Here is a 19,329-nt window from a genome sequence, read left to right as displayed (position 1 = left end):
TTTTTATGACGACTCAATCAACGAAAAAAATGGCCGTGGGCATTGCTGCCCTGGTGGCGGTCGGCGTGCTGGTTTATCTGCTCGCGCCTGGAATGTTCGGCAAGCGCACGCAACAGACCACCAATGATGCCTTTGTCAGCGCCGACTTCACCTTGGTGGTACCGCGGGTGGCCGGGTTCATCAAGGACGTGCTGGTGGAAGACAATCAGCAGGTCAAGGCCGGGCAATTGCTGGCGCTGATCGATGACCGCGATTTGCGCGCCGCCGCCCAGGCTGCCGACGCCGAAACACTGGTGGCGCGGGCGCAGTTGCAAAACGCTCGCGCCACCCTTGAGCGCCAAGCTTCGATGATTGCTCAGGCACAAGCTTCGGTCGTCTCGGCCAAGGCTGAACTGGCGTTCGCCGAGCATGAATTGGCTCGCTACGATCACCTCGCCGGTGTCGGCGCGGGCACCGTGCAAAACGCTCAGCAGGCGCGCACGCGCATTGATCAGGCCAGCGCCCGGTTGGCCAACGTCACGGCGGTGCTGGCGGCGGAACGCAAGCAAGTGGAGATTCTGACGGCACAGCGTGACGCTGCCGACGGTGGCTTGAAACGCGCACAAGCGGCGCTGGAAATCGCCAGCTTCGAGCTGTCCTACACGCGCATCACCGCGCCGCAGGACGGCATGGTCGGCGAGCGTGCGGTGCGCGTCGGCGCGTATGTCGTACCGGGCAGCAAGCTGCTGGCGGTGGTGCCACTGACACAGGCGTATGTGGTCGCCAACTTTCAGGAGACCCAACTCACCAACGTACACGCGGGGCAGAGCGTGCAGGTGCGTGTCGACAGCCTTGGCGGCGCAGCGTTGCGCGGTCGCGTCGAAAGCATTGCGCCGGCCACCGGAGTGACCTTCGCCTCGATCAAGCCGGACAATGCGACCGGTAACTTCACCAAGGTGGTGCAACGGGTTCCGGTGAAAATTGTGCTGGAGCCGGGGCAGCCTTTGGCTGAGCGGTTGCGGGTGGGGATGTCAGTGGAGGCGCGGATTGATACGGCTGATACCGCTGAACATGAGGTTGCGCAGCGATGAAGAGCTTCGTTGACTGCTCGCGAGAACGCCGTCTGCCTCGACTGACATTCGGTGCCTTGTTTGTCGTGAGTCTGACCGCCTGCACCGTCGGCCCGGACTTCCTCAAACCCCAGGCCCAACAAATCGCCGAATGGTCGAAACCCGAAAAGGCCGCCACCAGCCAAGCCGTTACCGAGCCCATGGACGAGCGCTGGTGGGAGGTTTTCCACGACCCAAAACTCTCAGCCCTGACCCAGCGTGCACTGACCGACAACCTCGACCTGAAACTCGCCAGCAGCCGCCTGCAGCAAAGTCGCGCCGCACGCCAGGTGATCACCGCCGATCGCCTTCCGCATACCGCCGCCACGGGCAGCTACGGGCGTGAACGCAACAGCGGCAAAGGCTTGAGCGACCCTTCGGGTAAAAATGGCGACTCCGCTTTCAACTTGTGGGACGCGGGCTTCTCGGCTTCCTGGGAACTGGATTTCTGGGGTCGCGTGCGCCGCGAAACCGAAGCAGCCGACGCCACTCTCGAAGTCGCGGAAAACGACCAGCGCGGTGTGTTGCTGTCTGTTCTCGCCGAGACCGCCCAGGACTACATTCAGCTGCGCGGCGTGCAAAGTACGCGAGCGGTCACCGAGCAGAACCTCGACGTCGCCCGCCACAGCCTGAAACTGTCGCAGCTTCGTTTGGCGGACGGAGTGGCCACGGACCTGGATGTCGCCGAAGCTGCCGCGCAAGTTGCCGCCATCGAGTCGCGCTTGCCGGCCCTGCAGCAGCGTCAATTGCAGCTGATCAATGCCCTGAGCCTGCTGATGGGCGAACCGCCGCAAGCGTTGCACGCCGAGTTATCCACCGACGCTCCGGTGCCGCAAACCCCGCGTCAGGTCGCCATCGGCCTGCCGTCAGAACTGGCCGAACGTCGCCCGGACATTCGCCAGGCCGAAGCGCGTCTGCATGCCGCCACGGCGAACATCGGGGTGGCCAAGGGCGATTTCTATCCGCGCATCACCCTGTCGGGCAACCTCAGTTCACAAGCGATGCAGCTGAGCGATTTTGGCTCCTGGGGCTCGCGGGCATTCGGTATCGGTCCGCAGTTCAGCCTGCCGTTGTTCGACGGTGGTCGCCTGCGCGGTGTCCTGAATTTGCGCGAGGCGCAACAGCGGGAAGCCGCGATTGCCTACCAGCAAACCGTGCTGCGTGCCTGGCATGAAATCGACGATCAACTGACCGCCTACAACGCCACTCAGCTGCGCCGCGACAGCCTCGCCGAAGCCGTGCGCCAGAACCAGATTGCCCTGAGTACCGCGCAACAGCAGTACGTGGAAGGCGTGGTGGATTTCGTCAACGTTCTTACCGTGCAAGGCGAGTTGCTGGCGACACAACAGCAGTGGGTCGAGAGTTCGACCGGGGTATCGCTGGCGATGGTCGGGTTGTACAAGGCACTGGGCGATGGCTGGAGTCGGTCTATCCGCTGACGGCGAAGCGCTGAACACAGCGATCCTTGACCCTGCAAAAGGTCATTGGTCGTAAAGCCAGCATCGACGACGAACGTGCTCCGCCCTACAGTGATCAACAGGCTTGGTGATCAGGCTTGTTTCGGGGGGAACAATGGAGGCGCACAGAGAAACACCGCTTGGCGAAACCCAGGAGCCGCACGCGGCGCCCGGCGTCTGGGCGATTGTGCAGCGCTGGTTGCGATGGGCGCACACGCACTGGCTGTTGCCGATCCTGGCGCTGGCGGCGTTGGTGCGTTTTTACGACCTGACGGCGGCCGCCATCTGGGGCGACGAAGGCTCGAGCCTGCTGCTGAGTCAGTATTCACTGGCCGGCATTTGGGCGCACGCGGCCCATGACGTCCATCCACCGCTGTATTTCCTTTTGCTGCATGGCTGGATCGAGCTGTTCGGCGATGGCATTTTTTCGATCCGCAGCCTCAGTGCATTGCCCGGCATCGCCACGGTCTGGCTCGGCGTGTGGCTGATGGATTTGCTTGCCACTCGCCGGGCCGCGCTGCTGGCCGGTGTCCTGCTGGCGCTGCTGCCGACGGCGGTGCGCTACAGCCAGGAAGTGCGCATGTATTCGTTGCTGGGGCTGTGGCTGATCGGCGCCACGATTGCCCTGGTCTACTGGATCAGGCACCCGCAGCGCACGCGGTTTCTGGTGGTGTACGTGCTGTTGATGTGCGCCGCGTTCTACACCCATTACTTCACCGCGTTGTGCGTACTCTGCCACTGGGTGTACCTGGGATTGATCCGCGTACAGCCGGGTTATCGCTCGCGGCACATTCAACGCCCCGGCTGGTGGCTGGCGAACGTGGCGATTGTGGTGTTGTTCCTGCCTTGGGTGCCGAGCCTGATCGATCTGATCCAGCACATGGGTCAGCTCAAGGCCAATGGCGACGTGGGCTGGGAAACACCGGTGACGCTGGACTCGTTGCCTTCGATGATCTGGTCGTTGCTGACTCAGGACGATGGCGAAACCCTGCCGACGCTGCTGTTCATCGCCCTGCCGCTGGCGTTGCTGGCCATTGCCGGCGTGGCGCTGGCGCGCGATCGCAGTGTCTTTCGGGGCAGCGCGCTGCTGGTGATTTACACGGCATTGCCATTGTTGCTGGTGTTTGCGGTGTCGTTCATCACGCCGGTGTTCATCGAGCGTTACCTGACGGCGTATGCGCTGGGGTTGCCGATGGTGGTCGCGCTGGCGATAGACCGCCTGTATTCAGGCTTTCGGGTGCTGGCGGTGACGGTGCTGGTGCTGTTTGTCGGCGTTGAGCTGGTGGGGCTGAAGAATAACGCCTCGGCAGACGTCAATGATCAGATCAGCATCATGGTCGATTACGTCAATCAGCACTTCGCGAACGGTGACCGTATCGTCACCAGCGACATGCTCTGGTACCTCAGCTACGTCTATTACAACCGGGCCGACACCCAGCCATTGCTGTACACCCCACCGTTGACCAACGGTGTTTCGAGCCGGCCGAACGCCTATGGCTTCGGCACACTGGTCACCCAGGACACCTACCTCGACCGCCTCGACGACTTGCCCAGGAACACGGGGCGGGTCTGGCTGATCGGCACCGTTGGCGGGCCGGACGAGTTCGCGCCGTTGCCCGCCGGCTGGCAGCGCGTTGGCGAGACCCAGGCGGGGGGCGCCTATGCGCACCTGTTCGTGCGCTCCGGGGCGGCGTCGAAACCTTGATGACTCAAGGTTTCGACGACAAATCCGCCATGCCCTTGAGCAATTCGATGGGCAGCGGAAAGACGATGGTCGAGGTCTTGTCCCCGGCAATCGAACTCAGGGTCTGCATGTAGCGAAGTTGCATGGCGCCCGGTTGGCGACCGAGCATTTCGGCGGCCTGCATGAGTTTTTCCGAGGCCTGCAACTCGCCTTCGGCGTGGATCACCTTGGCCCGGCGTTCGCGTTCGGCTTCGGCCTGTTTGGCGATGGCTCGGACCATCGATTCGTTGAGGTCCACGTGCTTGATCTCGACGTTGGCGACCTTGATGCCCCAGGCGTCGGTCTGGGCGTCGAGCACTTGCTGGATGTCGATGTTCAGCCGTTCGCGCTCAGCCAGAAGTTCATCGAGTTCATGCTTGCCGAGCACCGCGCGCAAGGTGGTCTGCGCCAGTTGGCTGGTGGCCATGAGGAAATCCTCGACCTGGATGATCGCCTTTTGCGGGTCGAGCACGCGGAAGTACAGCACGGCGTTGACCTTGACCGAGACGTTGTCGCGAGTGATCACGTCTTGCGGCGGCACGTCGAGCACCACGGTACGCAGGTCGACGCGGACCATTTGCTGCACCACCGGAATCAGCAGGATCAGGCCGGGACCCTTGACCTGCCAGAAACGCCCGAGCTGGAACACCACCCCGCGCTCGTATTCACGCAGGATGCGAAAGGTCGATCCCGCCAGCGCAATCACCAACAGCAGCAGCGCGGCAAAACCCAGTTGCAGGCCCATGATTATTCTCCACCCGGTGCCGCGTCAGCCGCGGCCACTTGCAGCAGTAATCCCTTGCGTGCCACCACCCGAACCCGCTGTCCGGGTTGCAGCGGCGTGGCGCTAAGCACTTGCCATTGTTCGCCTTGCAGGTGCACCCAGCCGTTGCAGGCATTGCCGGGTTGCAGCGACATCACCGACGTCACGCTGCCCACGAGCCCGGCATCGCCACTGACGGTGTGACGCGGTCGGGTTTTCAGGGCGCGGATCAGCAGGAAAATCAGCAGCAGTGCGCTGATCAGTCCGAGGCCGATGATCAACGGCACCGGCACATCGGTGTTGCTCACGATCACCGCGCCGATCACAAACATCACAATCCCGCCCAACCCGATGACGCCGTAATTGGGCAGCGCGGCCTCGGCAATCAGAAACGCGATGCCGAAGGTGATCAACCAGAGCCCGAGGGGATTGGGAATCAGCACAACAGTGTCCGCCGCGAACGCCGATCCGCTCAACGCCAACAGCAAAACCACCGCCCAGCCACGAGAATTCACGTCACCCTCCTGTAGGAGCGAGCTCGCTCGCGATGAACCCGAGAGCACTACGCCAATCCAGACAACCCGCGCACCGCTGACGCCCATCACTCCCTACAGTCTAGTCGAGCCACGGGTTGTACGAGTTTTACCCAGTTGTCGACCGCTCTCCAGCCAGCAGATTTCCCACACAATCACCCCCGCGGGCCTAGACTTTCAATGAACAGAAAAGGTTTAACCATCGCCCGCTCAGCGTATTGGCGGACACCGAGGTGCAGCATGCGTATGGCAAGAACGATACAGAGCAGCCTGGAAAAGGCGCATTGCGAATTTGACATCATCACCCACCCCCACTCGGCCAGCAGCCTTGAGACGGCGCGAGTCGCGGGCATTCCTGCCGAACGAGTGGCCAAGTCGGTGATCCTCGACGACCACCACGGTCACTACCTGATGGCCGTGCTGCCGGCGAGTCGTCATCTGGACCTGAGCAAAGTGCGCAGCAGCGGCGAATGGCAGGTCACCCGGGAAAGCACCCTGGCGCATCTGTTCCAGGATTGCGAACGCGGGGCGGTGCCGGCGCTGGGCGAGTCCTATGGCCTGGACATGGTCATCGACCCGATGCTGACCCGCCAGAAAGACATCTATCTGGAGGCCGGCAACCACAACAACCTGCTGCACATGAGCATGCCGGAGTTCCTGAAAATGGTGCCGCATGCGGAGGTGCGGGAGTTGAGTCATTGAGTGTTGTGGCGTCAGCTACAACGCCTTCGCGAGCAGGCTCGCTCCCACAGTTGACGCGTGTCCCTGTGGGAGCGAGCCTGCTCGCGAAGGCGGTATAACTGACACCCGATCATCTGCCATAAAAAAGGACCAGACATGCAATCCCCAACCCACAGCCTCCCTTCCCTGTTCAAACAACTCGGCCTGGAAAACGACCCCGTCAGCATCGACCAATTCATCGCCACCCACTCACCGCTCAAACCGGAACTGCACCTGGCGGACGCGTTTTTCTGGAGCAAAAGCCAGGCAGCATTCTTACGCGATGAGATTCTGGACGACGCGGATTGGGCGGAGGTGGTGGATCAGTTGAATGTGTTGCTCCGGAAGGGGCGGGGGGTGTGACGACCGCAAAACCTCGTCACAGGTTTTTTGCAGGTTTTTAACCTGACTGACGTAGCTTCCGTTGTACACACTCAACGATGAGAACGAATCATGCAGCGCGTTCTGGCAGAGAGAGCCATCGGGATCAATGAATTTGAGCAAAAGCTGGATGCCGTGATGCGTGAATCGCTTGAGGGACCGATAGCGGTGGTGGAAAACAATCGAATCAAAGCGTACCTGGTGTCGGCCGACTTATACGCCAAGATGGTTAAACGTCTTGAGGATGTTGATTGGGCGGAGCTTGATCATGTACGTCGTACTGAAATAGGCATTCCTGGCAGTCTTGATGATTTATAGAACCTGACGGTTAGCATGAGAATTGTTTCAAAACTTGACCACCTTTCCCCTCCAGTGCCATATTGATAGTTAGCAAACTAACAGTGTGTTTAACCCTGTGCCAAAAACCCTCGCCGTTCTCCAGATGAACATCAGCAGCTCCATGGTGGTGGCCGCCCGGCATTGGCGGAAGATCTGCCAGACCACGCTGGTCAATTATGGAATCTCCGAAGCCTGCGCCGTCCCGTTGTTGATGATCGGGCGGTTGGGGGAGGGTGTGCGGCAGGTGACGGTGGCGCAGGCGGCCGGGATGGAGAGTCCGTCGCTGGTGCGTCTGCTCGATCAGCTGTGCCACGCCGGTTATGTGCGTCGCACCGTGGATGCCCATGACCGCCGCGCCAAAGGCCTGAGCCTGACCGACACTGGCCGGGAATTGGTGCAAGCCGTCGAAATCGAATTGGTGCGCTTGCGCAATGAAGTCCTCGAAGGGATCGCCCCCAGCGATCTGGAAGCAGCGCTGCGGGTATTAAGAGCGTTTGAAGCGGCCAACGCGCCGTCGGTGGTGGGCCATTGAGCGGATTTTTTGCCGGCGTCCCCCCGGCCCGGGACTGGTTCTACGGCGTGCGCACTTTCGCGGCGTCGATGACCGCGCTGTACATCGCCATGCTCATGCAGATGCCACGTCCGTATTGGGCGATGGCCACGGTCTACATCGTCTCCAGCCCCTTTGTCGGCCCAACCAGCTCCAAAGCGTTGTACCGCGCCGTCGGCACGTTCATGGGCGCGGCGGCGGCGGTGTTTTTCGTGCCGATGTTCGTGCAGAGCCCCTATGTGCTGGTGGTGGTCATCGCGCTGTGGACCGGGATTCTATTGTTCCTCTCACTGCACCTGCGAACCGCCAACAGTTACGCGTTGATGCTCGCTGGTTACACCTTGCCGCTGATTGCCTTGCCCGTTGTCGATAACCCGTTGGGCGTATGGGATGTTGCAGAAGCGCGGACCGAAGAGATTTTCCTCGGCATCGCTGTCGCGGCGGTGTTCGGCGCGATGTTCTGGCCGCGCCGGTTGGCGCCGGTGTTCAACGATTCGGTGAAGAAATGGTTCGCCGATGCCTCGCTCTATAGCCTGCGCTTTCTCAGCCGTAACGTGCAGCCAGACGAAGTCAGTGCGCTGCGTTCGTCGATGGTCGCCACCTTCAACACCCTGGAATTGATGATCGGCCAACTGCCCCACGAGGGTTCGCGTCCGCAGACGGTGCGCAATACCAAGGAGCTGCGCGGGCGAATGATCCATCTGCTGCCAGTAATCGATGCTCTCGATGACGCGCTTTATGCGCTTGAGCGACGCACGCCGGAGCTGGTGGATAAATTCGCGCCCTTGCTGGCGGCGACCGCTGAATGGCTCAATCACAAGGACGCCGACCTGGCGCGCTGGCAAGCGCTGAAAGATCAACTCGAAGCCCGGCAACCGCCCGCCGAAGCGCTGGACGATCGCAGACAACTGCTGTTTTCCAACGCCTTGTATCGCCTCGGCGAATGGATCGATTTGTGGCAAGACTGCCGCAGCCTGCAATACGCCATTCAATGCGAGAGCCAGGACAGCTGGCGCGCGGTGTACCGGCACTGGCGCCTCGGTCGCCTCACGCCGTTTCTCGACCGTGGTTTGATGATGTACTCGGCGGCGTCCACGGTGTCTGCGATCATCGTCGCCTCGGTGCTGTGGATTCTGCTCGGCTGGACCGATGGCGGTGCCGCGGTGATCCTGGCGGCGGTGGCGTGCAGCTTCTTCGCGTCGATGGACGACCCGGCGCCGCAGATTTACCGTTTCTTTTTCTGGACTGCGATGTCGGTGTTGTTAGCCAGTCTTTACCTGTTTCTGGTGCTGCCCAACCTGCATGATTTCCCCATGCTGGTGCTGGCGTTCGCCGTGCCGTTCATTTGCATCGGCACCCTGACCGTCAAGCCACAGTTTTACCTGGGCATGCTGCTGACGCTGGTCAATACCTCGTCCTTCATTAGTATTCAGGGCGCTTACGACGCGGATTTCCTGGCTTTCGCCAACTCCAATCTGGCCGGCCCGGTCGGTTTGCTGTTTGCCTTTATCTGGACCCTGATAGCGCGCCCGTTTGGCGCGGAACTGGCGGCCAAGCGCCTGACCCGTTTCAGCTGGCGCGACATCGTCAGCCTCACCGAACCCGCTTCGCTGGCCGAACACCGGCAGTTGGGCGTGCAGGTCCTTGATCGATTGATGCAGCATCTGCCGCGTCTGGCCATGACCGGGCAAGACACCGGCATCGCGCTGCGCGAAGTGCGCGTCGCGCTGAATATGCTCGACCTGCTGGCCTACACACCGCGAGTGCTCGGCGTTCCGCGAGTGCTGCTGCACCAAGTGGTGGCCGAGGTCGGCGAGTATTTCAGGGCCTGCCTCAAGGCGGACGAGCGTTTGCCGGCGCCGAGTGCGCTGCTGATGACCATGGACCGCACGCGCCGCGCCCTCAATCACGAGTGTGATGACGGCGCGCGGCTACATTTGCTGCACGCCTTGAGCGGGTTGCGTCTGGCCTTGCTGCCCGGTGTGGAATTCCTCGGCACCGGTGACCTCGAAGAACCGTTGCCCCATGGCATTGATGGAGCGCCTTTATGATCGGTGATCTGGATATCAGCGGGGTGTTCCTGCCCACGCTGCTGGTGCTGATGGGCATTACGTATGTGATTTACCTGTTGGTGCACGGGTTGCTGACGCGCCTGCACTTTTACCGTCTGGTCTGGCACCGGGCATTGTTCAACGTGGCTCTCTACGCCTTGCTGCTCGGCGCCGTGAACTCACTCAGTCGATACCTGATGACATGAAAAAACCCTTTTTGACTCTCGGCCGTGTGGTCCTGACGCTATTGATCGTGACCTTTGCCGTTGTCGTGGTCTGGCGCATGGTGATGTATTACATGTTCGCCCCGTGGACGCGCGACGGGCACATCCGTGCCGACATCGTGCAGATCGCGCCGGATGTGTCCGGGCTGATCCAGCAAGTCGAGGTGCGCGACAACCAGTTGGTGAAACGCGGCCAGGTGTTGTTCAGCATCGACCAGGACCGTTTCAAACTCGCGCTGCGCCAAGCCAAAGCGGCAGTTGCCGACCGTCAGGAAACCCTGGCCCAGGCGCAGCGCGAAGCCAAGCGTAACCGAGGCTTGGGAAACCTGGTGCCGGGTGAGCAACTGGAAGAAAGCCAGTCCAAAGTCGCCCGCGCCGAAGTGGCCTTGATGGAAGCTCAAATCGCGGTGGACAGCGCCCAGCTCAACCTCGACCGCTCGACCATCCGCAGCCCGGTCGATGGCTACGTCAACGACCGTGCGCCGCGCGCGCAGGAATTCGTCACCGCCGGGCGCCCGGTGTTGTCGGTGGTGGACAGCAACTCTTTTCACATCGATGGCTATTTCGAAGAAACCAAACTGGACGGCATTCATGTCGGCCAGTCGGTGGATATCCGCGTGGTCGGCGACCGTGCGCGGTTGCGCGGCCATGTAGAAAGCATCGTCGCCGGCATCGAGGATCGCGATCGCACCAGCGGCAGCAACCTGTTGCCCAACGTCAATCCTGCGTTCAGCTGGGTGCGTCTGGCCCAACGGATTCCGGTGCGGATTGCCTTCGACGACGTGCCCGCTGACTTCCGCATGATTGCCGGGCGCACCGCGACGGTGTCGATTATCGACGACCTACCGCAGGAGCCGCCCAAATGAGCAGGGCTTCGGGTTTCGCGGTCGCCGGTTTAGGCCTGCTGCTGTCGGCGTGTCAGGCGGTCGGGCCGGATTATCACTTGCCGGACGAGGCCGCCGTACACCGCGAAGACTTGCAGGGTGATCTGGCGGTGAACGGCAAAAATGTCGTTTCGGCGCCGGTGCCGAGCGATTGGTGGCGATTGTATAAAGATCCGCGACTGGACCAGTTGGTGCAGCAAGCCATGGCCTCCAATACCGACTTGCGCGTGGCCGCAGCGAACCTGTCCCGCGCCCGCACTCAGGTCGAAGAAGCGCAGGCGGCCGGGGGCTGGAGCGGCGGCGTGAAAATCGGCGCCCAGCGTTTGCAGGAGTCCGGCGAAGCGTTCTTGCAGCCGGAAAAAGTGCCGGTTGCCAATGTTGGCGACATCGGCATCACCACCTCGTATCAGTTTGATCTATTCGGCACCCTGCAACGCGGCATCGAGGCGGCCAAGGCCAATGCCGATGCGACGCAAGCCGCCGCGGATACGGCGCGAATCACCCTGGTGGCGGACGTCGTTCGTGCTTACACCCAAGTCTGCGCGGCCAATGAAGAGCAGGAAATCGCCCAGCATTCCCTCGACCTGCAAGCTCAGGGCACCACGCTGATCCAGCGTTTGCGCGACGCCGGACGTGGCGATGAAACCCAGGTCACCCGCTCGCAAACCCAATTCAAATCCCTGCGCGCCGACATGCCGCGTTACGAGGCAGCACGTCAGGCCGGGTTGTTCCGCTTGTCGATGTTGCTGGCGAAACCGCTTGAGCAATTGCCGGCGGGCACTGCCACCTGCGCCGAATTGCCAAAAATCGCACAGTTGTTGCCGGTCGGTGACGGCGCCACGTTGCTCAAGCGTCGTCCCGATGTGCGTCAGGCCGAGCGCCGATTGGCCGCCGCCACTGCTGGCATCGGCGTTGCCACCGGCGAGTTGTACCCGGACATCAGCATTGGCGCGACCGTCGGCACCGTCGGCATTCTGGAAAACCTTGGAAAACCGGCGACCAATCGCTGGGGCTTCGGTCCGTTGTTGACCTGGACCGTGCCGTCCAACGGCTCCCGCGCGCGCATTCGCGAAGCTGAAGCGACGACGCAAGGCGCGCTGGCGCATTTCGATGGCGTGGTGCTCAACGCCATCCGCGAGACGCAAACCGGTCTGGCGCAATACTCCGCGTTGCTGCAACGCCGCGATGCCCTGGCGGATGCCGAGCAGTCGGCGCAACTGGCGGCGGATCAGACTCACCGCTTCTTCACCGCCGGTCGCGCCTCCTTCCTGGCCGACCTGCAAGCGACCCGCACCTACACCGATGTGCGCGCACAACTGGCCTCCGCCAACACGCAAGTCGCCATGAGCCAGATCGATTTGTTCCTGGCGTTGGGCGGCGGCTGGGAAAGCGGACGAACGCAAGGCTCGAATACCAGCAAACCCTGAGGCCGTTGCTATGCTTTGAATTGTTGGGCTGACGCGCCACGAGCCACGCCAGTCCGCAGATCAAGGCTCGCGTTGGTCATGGGGACTCTAATAATGAAAAACCCTTATGCTCCCGGCTTCTGGTGCGCTATTGCGGCATTGGTATTGCTGTCGGCCACTTACTTCTACGGCATCATGCTGGCCCACCAGATCGACAAGGCGCTGGTGTTCCTCGACAGCGCATCTGCGTTGATCGCGGTAATGGCTATCGCAGTGGTGGCCTGGGCTTCGTTCCAGGGCCAGCGCATCAAGAAAAGACAACTCGAACAAGGCAAGACCCGGGTGCTTATCTGGGACACCAAGGTCGCGTTGCGTCGGGTCGAGACGGTGTTCGACCGGTATTTCTGGGGCAGTTACTGGCAACCGGGGCGTACGTTCCAGGAAGTCATGGGCGAACTGACCGGCACGCCGCTGGAAAAAAGCCTGGAGACGCTGAAGAAGCAATGCCTTGAGCTGGACAAACAAATCGCCGAGGACGACTGGCACTGGCTGAACAATGCCCGTGAACTGTCCAACGTTGCCGCCGCCATGGCGCGCGAGCGCTATCAGCTGGATTTCTGCGACCCACGTGCGCAAGTGACGGGCGGGGCGGTGATCAACCGGGATTTTGAAGTGCTGGTGTATACGTGGACGGCGCGGCTAAAAAGCTTTGATCATCAGCTGGATGAGATGGAAGTCCAATATTCCTGAATTGATGTCGCGTGAGCAGACGCCATCGCTGGCAAGCCAGCTCCCACAGGTTCCCTGCAATCCATGTGGGAGCTGGCTTGCCAGCGATGGCGATTTCATGTGCACCGAAACTCTCGAACCCTCCGCACGGTCCATAGACACTCTTTCACCTTTAAACATTGGGCCACCCATCGCGCCCAGTGCTAATCTCCATCGCACTTTCGTCGCAGTCGCGCTCGTAACCCGTCATGGGTTCAGGGAAGACGACCACACCTCAAACAACGGACATTGAACGGGTCATTCATGAATAAATCAGCAGGCGTGCTTCTTGGAATTGTCGTGGCCATCGGTGTAATCAGCGCCGGCGGTGCCTGGTACACCGGCACCAAAATCGAGGGCGTGCTGAACACCTCGATCGCCGACGCCAACAAGGAACTGCAAGCTGCGCTGGCCGGCAACAAAGGCACTGCTACGCTGGAGCTCGTGTCGCTTGAGCGCCATGTGTTCAGCAGCACCGCGCACTACCGCCTCAAGGGTGAGGGCGAGATGTTCGGCGAGGCGCCGGTGGAATTGCTCTTCGTCGACCACATCGAACATGGCCCGCTGCCGTTCTCGCGCCTGATGTCGCTGAAGCTGCTGCCGGTCATGGCCACCAGTCATTACGAACTGGAAAAGACCCCGCTCACCGCGAAGTGGTTCGCCGCCGCCAAGGACAAGTCGCCGCTCACCGGCGTGGTCAACATCGGCTACGACAATGCCACCAACGGCACGCTTGAGTTGCTGCCGCTGGACGTGGCGCTGGATGACAAATCCAACCTGACCTTCTCCGGCCTCAACCTCGATGTCGCGGCCAGCGCCCAGGCGCAGAAAGTCAAAGCCAACGGTTACATGGACAGCTTCACGTTGACCACCGTGGCTGAAGACCAGACACCGGTCAAAGTCGAATTGAGCGGCCTGACCCTGGCCAGCAACCTGGTGAAAAGTACCTACGGTTATTACACCGGCGACAACACCGTCGAACTCACCGACAGCAAAACCACGTTCGGTGCGCAGAAGGCGGTATTGGGCATCAAGAAATTCGAAATGAAGAACCGGACTGAAGAGTCGGGCACCAGCGCTTCCGGGCGTGCCGATTACAAAATCGGTGAGGTCTCGCTGAACGGCAAGACCGTCGGCTCCGCGCAACTGGCCATGAGCCTGAAGAACCTCGACATTCCCGCGACGATGTCGTTGATGCAGATTTATCAAACCAAATTGCAACCGTACGAAAAGGCTGCGGCCGAAGCGACTGCCGCTGGCGAACCGGCACCCGAGCTGGTGTTGACCCCGGAAGAAGACGCCCAGGTTAAATCCGGCCTGGAAAAACTGCTGGCCGCCGGCCCGCAAGTGGCGCTGGAAAACCTGTCGTTCACCACGGCCAATGGTGAAAGCCGCGCCAACCTGGTGCTCGACCTGACCAAGCCGAAATCCATGGACCTGCCGCCCGACCAGTTGACCCAACAGCTGATCGCCTTGCTGGACATTAATCTGAAAGTGTCCAAGCCGATGCTGGTGGATTTGCTCAGCGTTCAGGGTCAAATCGACGGTCAGACTGACGCCAAGGTCATCGCGGACCAGGCCACAGCTACAGCGGACATGTTCGGCGCCATGGCGGTAGGCACCCAGTTCGCCAAACTGGACGGCAACGACATCGTCAGCAAGTTGCATTACGCCAACAACCAGGTGGAATTCAACGGCCAGAAAATGACCGTCGAAGAGTTTGTCGGCTTTGTGATGAGCAAACTCGGTGGCGTTGGCGCCGTCCAGTAAAATCACGCTACCTGTAGGCGCTGCCCCAGGCTGCGATCTTTTGATCTTGAAAGGCACAAGATCGCAGCTTGCGGCACCTCCTGAAGGTAGGTGCATCACCATTGCTAATTCCCACTGCCACCGCACGAACGGTCCAGCTATAGTTTGCACGCCGACCACGGCCCAACTGCACAAGGTGCTCCGGTATGACCCGATTGACCTCTCTGAACCCTTGGCTGGCGGCCATTGCCGTCGCCCTTTGCGTGCAGTTTCCGGCGCAGGCCGCGGAACGCTTCACCGTCAGCATTCCCGGTGTGACGGACAACCGTCTGTTTGACTCGGCGGCGGCGAGTGATGCGGCCGGTTGCGGCGGAAAAAACCAGTCTCCAGCCCTGAGCTGGAACGCTCCCCCTACCGGCACCTTGAGCTACGCCGTCGTCATGCACGACCCGGACGGTCAGAAAGGCCAGGGCGTCGATCACTGGATTCATTACGGCATCAAAGCCGCGACCCGGCAGATTCCGGCCGGTGTTGGCGCCAAATCTGCCTTTGAAGGCGTGGGCGGCAGCAACAGCAAAGGCTCCATCGGCTACATCGGACCTTGCCCGCCGGTTGGCGACAGCTCTCACCACTACATCCTCCAGCTCTACGCCCTGGACCTCGCCCCGGACGCTTTGCCCGCCGGCCTGACCCGCGCGCAGTTGCTGGAAAAAATCAAAGGCCATGTGCTGAAAAACAGCAGCGTGGTGCGGCGTTATCACCGCTGAAATTTATTGTCAGCGTGTTTAACCCGAACCGGTCGGGCTGCCCGTCTCAGAGGATGAATGGATCAATTTCCTCCTGAGGTCAGCCCCCATGTTCATCCCTCTGCTTTTTTTTCGCCCGGCCGCCCAGGGTTTTGCCGCCGGGTTGCTGCTGGCGATTGCCGGTTGCGGTGTTTCGTCCAAGCCTGAATCTGAAACGGTCGCTGTTTCGCCTCCGGCCCAGGGTGTGATGGTACGCAGTGAGGCGGTCATGGCCGATGTGACCGTGGCCAAACGCAGCGTACAGCTGGCCCCTGGTTTTGCGCCTGAGTCTTCCACGGCGGGTTATCAGGATGAACAGCGCGAGCAGTATCAAGCGCTGGCGGACAACCCGATTCACAGCGTGGCCGAGGCGCCGGTCTCGACCTTCAGCGCCGACGTCGATACTGGCGCGTATGCGAATGTGCGTCGCCTGCTCAATCAAGGGCGCTTGCCGCCCGACGGCGCGGTGCGGTTGGAGGAGATGGTCAATTACTTCCCCTACGATTACGCATTGCCCACCGATGGCTCGCCGTTCGGCGTGACCACTGAACTGGCGGCCTCACCGTGGAACCCGCACACCCGTTTGCTGCGTATCGGCATCAAGGCGTCGGACCGCGCGGTGACGGAACTGGCCCCGGCGAACCTGGTGTTTCTGGTGGACGTGTCCGGCTCGATGGACCGTCGCGAGGGCTTGCCGCTGGTCAAAAGCACCCTGAAATTACTGGTCGATCAATTGCGTGCGCAGGATCGAGTGTCGCTAGTGGTTTACGCCGGCGATTCACGCGTGGTGCTGGAGCCGACTTCCGGACGGGAAAAAGCGAAAATTCGTACAGCCATCGATCAACTGACTGCGGGCGGCTCCACTGCTGGCGCATCGGGCATCGAACTGGCCTATCAAATGGCGCAGCAGGCGTTTATCCCCAACGGGATCAACCGCATCCTCCTGGCCACCGACGGCGACTTCAACGTCGGCATCAGCGACTTCGACAGCCTCAAGCAAATGGCTGTGGATAAACGCAAGACTGGCGTATCCCTGACGACATTGGGGTTTGGTGTGGATAACTACAATGAACACCTGATGGAACAACTGGCCGACGCCGGCGACGGTAACTACGCCTATATCGACAACCTGCGCGAGGCGCGCAAGGTGTTGGTGGATCAGCTCGGCTCGACCCTTGCGGTGGTGGCGAAGAACGTCAAGCTGCAAGTGGAATTCAACCCGGCACAGGTCAGTGAATATCGGTTGTTGGGTTATGAAAATCGCGCGTTGAAACGTGAGGATTTCAGCAACGACAAGGTCGATGCGGGTGAGATCGGTGCAGGGCATACGGTAACGGCGTTGTACGAAATTGTGCCGAAGGGAGAGAAGGGCTGGTTGGAGCCGTTGCGCTATGGCGGTGATTCCGTTGTCTCTTCGAAGTCAGGAGAGTTGGCGATGCTGCGGGTGCGTTATCAGGTGCCGGAGGGTGGGAATAGTCGTCTGATCGAGCGCCCGATAGAGACTGCGTCGGAAGGCAAGGTCAGCGATGACCTGAGATTCGCGGCGGCGGTGGCGGCGTTCTCCCAACAACTCAAGGACGGGCGTTACACCGGTGATTTCAGTCTGAAGGACACCGAAGTGCTGGCTCGCGGCGCACGTGGCGAAGATCGATTCGGTCTGCGTTCAGAATTCGTACAGCTGGTGGAATTGGCCCAGAGCCTGCGAACCACCACCGCATCCAACAATGATTCGGTAAAAGGAGGCTACAACTGACATGTCTGCTCCCGAATCGAGCGACGAAACGCTGCTGGCCCGCTATCGCTCAGGCGACGGGCCCGCCTTCGAGATTCTGTACGCCCGTCACCGGCAAGGTCTTTATCGTTTCCTGCTCGGCCTCAGCGGCAAATCCGAACTCGCCGAAGAGGTTTACCAGGACACCTGGCTCAGCCTGATCCGCAGCACCAGTCAGCCACAAGGCCGGGCGAATTTTCGTACCTGGCTCTTCCAGATAGCCCGCAACCGCCTGATCGATCACTGGCGCAAACACGGAATCCACAATCCCTTGCACGACAGCTACGACGAACAAACCCACGCCTTGGCCGATGACGCCGCCGATCCCGAACAATTGCTCAGCCTTAGCCGCGACAGCCAGCGCCTCGAAGCCGCCCTGCAAACCCTGCCCGCCGACCAGCGCGAAGTATTCCTGCTGCGCGCTCACGGCGATCTCGACCTGCCGCAGATCGCCGCCCTCACCGAAACGCCGCTGGAAACCGTCAAAAGCCGCTTGCGCTACGCCCAGCAAAAACTGCGTCGGCTGCTGGCCGAGGAGGTACTGACATGACTGACGCCCGCAAATCATCCAAAGACCAAGTGCTTGAGCATTTCCGTAAGCATTCGAGCGGCGAGCCGCCGGCGCACCTTGACGCGTTCATTCTGGCCGCCGCACAGCGTGAAGCGCCTGCGCCGAAACTCAACCTTTGGCAGCGCTGGGTTCAGGCTTGCCAGAAACCGCGTTGGCAAGTGGCTTTCGCCAGTCTTGTTGGTGTCGCACTGATGCTGGCGCTGGTACAGCGAACGCCGGAGCAGGCGCCGGGTTACGACTTCGCGCCCAACGCGTCGGCCCCCGTAGCCAAAAAAGAAGTGGCACAAGCGCCGTCGTCAGTGGCGCGCTCGATGGCGGCTCCCGCTCCCGCTGCTCCGATGGCCGATCTTGCCGCCCCTGCACAAAGTGAATCCATCACCGGAGAAGTGGCCGAGGAAGCAAAAGTCAGCAAACGTTCCGCTGCGCCGATGAAAACCCTGGATGAGCAATTACTTGAAGTTGTACGCCTGCAAAATGCCGGTCAGACACAAGCGGCGGACACCTTGATGACGACATTGCACAAACGCTTTCCCAAGGAAAACCTCTCAGCGCGGCTTCAGGAATTGAAGAAAAACTGAGAAAACCAGTGCGCCGCAATTTGGCATCCACCCCCGAAAGCGCGCACTATCGCCCCATAGCCGATGCGTTGGAGGATGCCGTGGCAAAAAAAATCGACCGCATCGCCCAAATGCTCAACTGCTCGGAAAAGGGCGAGGAACTGAGGCGGGCCATTACCGAGAGTCGTAAGGAGTTTCTTCTGGCGAAGCAGGCAGAAGCCGCGCCGGAGGAAGCCGTTCTTGATGAGGAGGAAATCGAGGACGACGAGGATGATGAGTACGACGAGTTTGATTGGACGACAGAGTGATTTTTGGGTTGTTTAAAAGGGGCTTTGATTTTCTTCCTGCAAGCTACAAATTCTTGCGTCGTTGCCTACGGCTAAGCCAGAATCCGCCGGCTTGTGCGCTTGGGCGCGGATCGGTAGTTTGATTCGTGTCACTGGTTGTCAGTGATCGGGTTTAGCAGCCCGCCGTGGTTAGTGAAGTGCATAGCATCCTCTTCAGTCAGGTTATTAACCTGCACTTTATGGTAGCTGTGCGTGGGGCGCCCTCGGGCGCGCCGGTTTGCTAACTCCCCGGTCTGCTAACCCGCGCACAGCCGCCACCCATCGTTTAGCAGCGACGTGTGAACGGCTCCACTTCTGGAGTTAGTCAAATGTCCAAATTAGTCCCTGACCCATCAGCAACGGAAGTAGAGCAACCTGAACTCAAAGGCTCGCTCTTCACCGTCAGCCCCAACATCAACACCGAAACCCTGCTCGCCAATGCCTCGGAAGACCTGCTGTCGATCAGCGCCATCGCCGCCGACCTCGCCGACAATGTGGACGGTTCACGCCGCTCCAAAGCCCTGGCACTCAGCCGCATGGCCGATGGCGTGCAGTTGTTGGTCGAACGAGCGCTGGATCACCTGGATGAGCCAGAGATGGCGGCGATTTTCGCCAGACAGCAAAACCGCAGTGACCTGTAGGAGCGAGCCTGCTCCGGGCGGCGTTCCGACGATGGACGTTAA

General features: G+C 60.8%; 20 protein-coding genes and 1 pseudogene. 19 read left to right on the top strand and 2 right to left on the bottom strand.

Features of this window, described 5'->3' with window-relative positions:
• The first annotated feature begins 5 nt into the window (after positions 1-5).
• From ACYZT4_RS20295 to ACYZT4_RS20285, 3 genes and pseudogenes are all read left to right on the top strand, one after another.
• Positions 6-1,070, top strand: a complete 1,065-nt coding sequence (locus tag ACYZT4_RS20295) for an HlyD family secretion protein (protein WP_461982648.1) — start codon at positions 6-8, stop codon at positions 1,068-1,070.
• A pseudogene (locus ACYZT4_RS20290) lies at positions 1,067-2,541 on the top strand (efflux transporter outer membrane subunit). The gene ACYZT4_RS20295 and the pseudogene ACYZT4_RS20290 overlap by 4 nt, the downstream one beginning before the upstream one ends.
• Before the next feature lie 119 nt (positions 2,542-2,660).
• The gene (locus tag ACYZT4_RS20285; RefSeq protein WP_461982646.1) at positions 2,661-4,250 is read left to right on the top strand and encodes a glycosyltransferase family 39 protein; all 1,590 of its coding nucleotides are present in this window, start codon (positions 2,661-2,663) and stop codon (positions 4,248-4,250) included.
• A 4-nt stretch (positions 4,251-4,254) separates the two neighbouring features.
• Here ACYZT4_RS20285 and ACYZT4_RS20280 read toward each other — a convergent pair whose 3' ends face one another.
• Together ACYZT4_RS20280 and ACYZT4_RS20275 are read right to left on the bottom strand one after the other, a co-directional pair.
• Entirely contained in the window at positions 4,255-5,013 is a 759-nt protein-coding gene (locus ACYZT4_RS20280) for a slipin family protein (RefSeq protein ID WP_283182445.1), read from the bottom strand.
• Positions 5,014-5,015: 2 nt separating this feature from the next.
• Entirely contained in the window at positions 5,016-5,546 is a 531-nt protein-coding gene (locus tag ACYZT4_RS20275; RefSeq protein WP_461982644.1) for an NfeD family protein, read from the bottom strand.
• 258 nt (positions 5,547-5,804) lie between these two features.
• Between ACYZT4_RS20275 and ACYZT4_RS20270 the strand changes: the two genes are divergently transcribed.
• The 16 genes from ACYZT4_RS20270 to ACYZT4_RS20195 all read left to right on the top strand — a co-directional run bounded on the left by ACYZT4_RS20270 (position 5,805) and on the right by ACYZT4_RS20195 (position 19,287).
• Positions 5,805-6,266, top strand: a complete 462-nt coding sequence (locus tag ACYZT4_RS20270) for an aminoacyl-tRNA deacylase (RefSeq protein WP_461982642.1) — start codon at positions 5,805-5,807, stop codon at positions 6,264-6,266.
• Between the two features lie 135 nt (positions 6,267-6,401).
• Positions 6,402-6,647: a DUF2789 domain-containing protein gene (locus tag ACYZT4_RS20265; protein WP_461982640.1), complete on the top strand. Its 246-nt coding sequence runs from the start codon at positions 6,402-6,404 to the stop codon at positions 6,645-6,647.
• Positions 6,648-6,737: 90 nt separating this feature from the next.
• The gene (locus tag ACYZT4_RS20260; protein WP_461982639.1) at positions 6,738-6,983 is read left to right on the top strand and encodes a type II toxin-antitoxin system prevent-host-death family antitoxin; all 246 of its coding nucleotides are present in this window, start codon (positions 6,738-6,740) and stop codon (positions 6,981-6,983) included.
• 124 nt (positions 6,984-7,107) lie between these two features.
• Positions 7,108-7,536: a MarR family winged helix-turn-helix transcriptional regulator gene (locus ACYZT4_RS20255; protein ID WP_461982637.1), complete on the top strand. Its 429-nt coding sequence runs from the start codon at positions 7,108-7,110 to the stop codon at positions 7,534-7,536.
• Positions 7,533-9,605: an FUSC family protein gene (locus tag ACYZT4_RS20250; protein ID WP_461982635.1), complete on the top strand. Its 2,073-nt coding sequence runs from the start codon at positions 7,533-7,535 to the stop codon at positions 9,603-9,605. Before ACYZT4_RS20255 ends, ACYZT4_RS20250 begins: the two co-directional genes overlap by 4 nt.
• Positions 9,602-9,811, top strand: a complete 210-nt coding sequence (locus ACYZT4_RS20245) for a DUF1656 domain-containing protein (protein WP_461982633.1) — start codon at positions 9,602-9,604, stop codon at positions 9,809-9,811. Before ACYZT4_RS20250 ends, ACYZT4_RS20245 begins: the two co-directional genes overlap by 4 nt.
• Positions 9,808-10,695, top strand: coding sequence for an efflux RND transporter periplasmic adaptor subunit (locus tag ACYZT4_RS20240; RefSeq protein ID WP_461982631.1), 888 nt, complete (start codon positions 9,808-9,810; stop codon positions 10,693-10,695). The genes ACYZT4_RS20245 and ACYZT4_RS20240 overlap by 4 nt, the downstream gene beginning before the upstream one ends.
• On the top strand, positions 10,692-12,140 hold the full coding sequence (locus ACYZT4_RS20235) for an efflux transporter outer membrane subunit (protein ID WP_461982629.1): 1,449 nt from the start codon (positions 10,692-10,694) through the stop codon (positions 12,138-12,140). Before ACYZT4_RS20240 ends, ACYZT4_RS20235 begins: the two co-directional genes overlap by 4 nt.
• A gap of 93 nt (positions 12,141-12,233) precedes the next feature.
• Entirely contained in the window at positions 12,234-12,869 is a 636-nt protein-coding gene (locus tag ACYZT4_RS20230) for an NADH:ubiquinone oxidoreductase subunit N (RefSeq protein WP_461982627.1), read from the top strand.
• A gap of 282 nt (positions 12,870-13,151) precedes the next feature.
• Positions 13,152-14,657 (top strand): YdgA family protein, encoded by a 1,506-nt coding sequence (locus ACYZT4_RS20225; protein WP_461982625.1) that lies wholly within the window; start codon positions 13,152-13,154, stop codon positions 14,655-14,657.
• 185 nt (positions 14,658-14,842) lie between these two features.
• Positions 14,843-15,403 carry a YbhB/YbcL family Raf kinase inhibitor-like protein gene (locus tag ACYZT4_RS20220; protein ID WP_461982623.1) on the top strand — a complete coding sequence of 187 codons (561 nt, stop codon included), beginning with the start codon at positions 14,843-14,845 and terminating at the stop codon, positions 15,401-15,403.
• An 88-nt stretch (positions 15,404-15,491) separates the two neighbouring features.
• Entirely contained in the window at positions 15,492-17,174 is a 1,683-nt protein-coding gene (locus ACYZT4_RS20215) for a vWA domain-containing protein (RefSeq protein WP_461982621.1), read from the top strand.
• 1 nt (position 17,175) lies between these two features.
• The gene (locus ACYZT4_RS20210) at positions 17,176-17,742 is read left to right on the top strand and encodes an RNA polymerase sigma factor (protein ID WP_461982619.1); all 567 of its coding nucleotides are present in this window, start codon (positions 17,176-17,178) and stop codon (positions 17,740-17,742) included.
• Positions 17,739-18,341 carry a hypothetical protein gene (locus ACYZT4_RS20205; protein ID WP_461982617.1) on the top strand — a complete coding sequence of 201 codons (603 nt, stop codon included), beginning with the start codon at positions 17,739-17,741 and terminating at the stop codon, positions 18,339-18,341. Before ACYZT4_RS20210 ends, ACYZT4_RS20205 begins: the two co-directional genes overlap by 4 nt.
• A 20-nt stretch (positions 18,342-18,361) precedes the next feature.
• A complete protein-coding gene (locus tag ACYZT4_RS20200; RefSeq protein WP_461988749.1) occupies positions 18,362-18,628 on the top strand; it encodes a hypothetical protein in 267 nt (88 codons plus the stop codon).
• 347 nt (positions 18,629-18,975) lie between these two features.
• The gene (locus ACYZT4_RS20195) at positions 18,976-19,287 is read left to right on the top strand and encodes a DUF6124 family protein (protein ID WP_461982615.1); all 312 of its coding nucleotides are present in this window, start codon (positions 18,976-18,978) and stop codon (positions 19,285-19,287) included.
• Positions 19,288-19,329: the final 42 nt, after the last annotated feature.

It is taken from the genome of Pseudomonas sp. GB2N2 (assembly GCF_054897705.1).
This window is presented reverse-complemented; position numbering and strand designations above follow the sequence as displayed.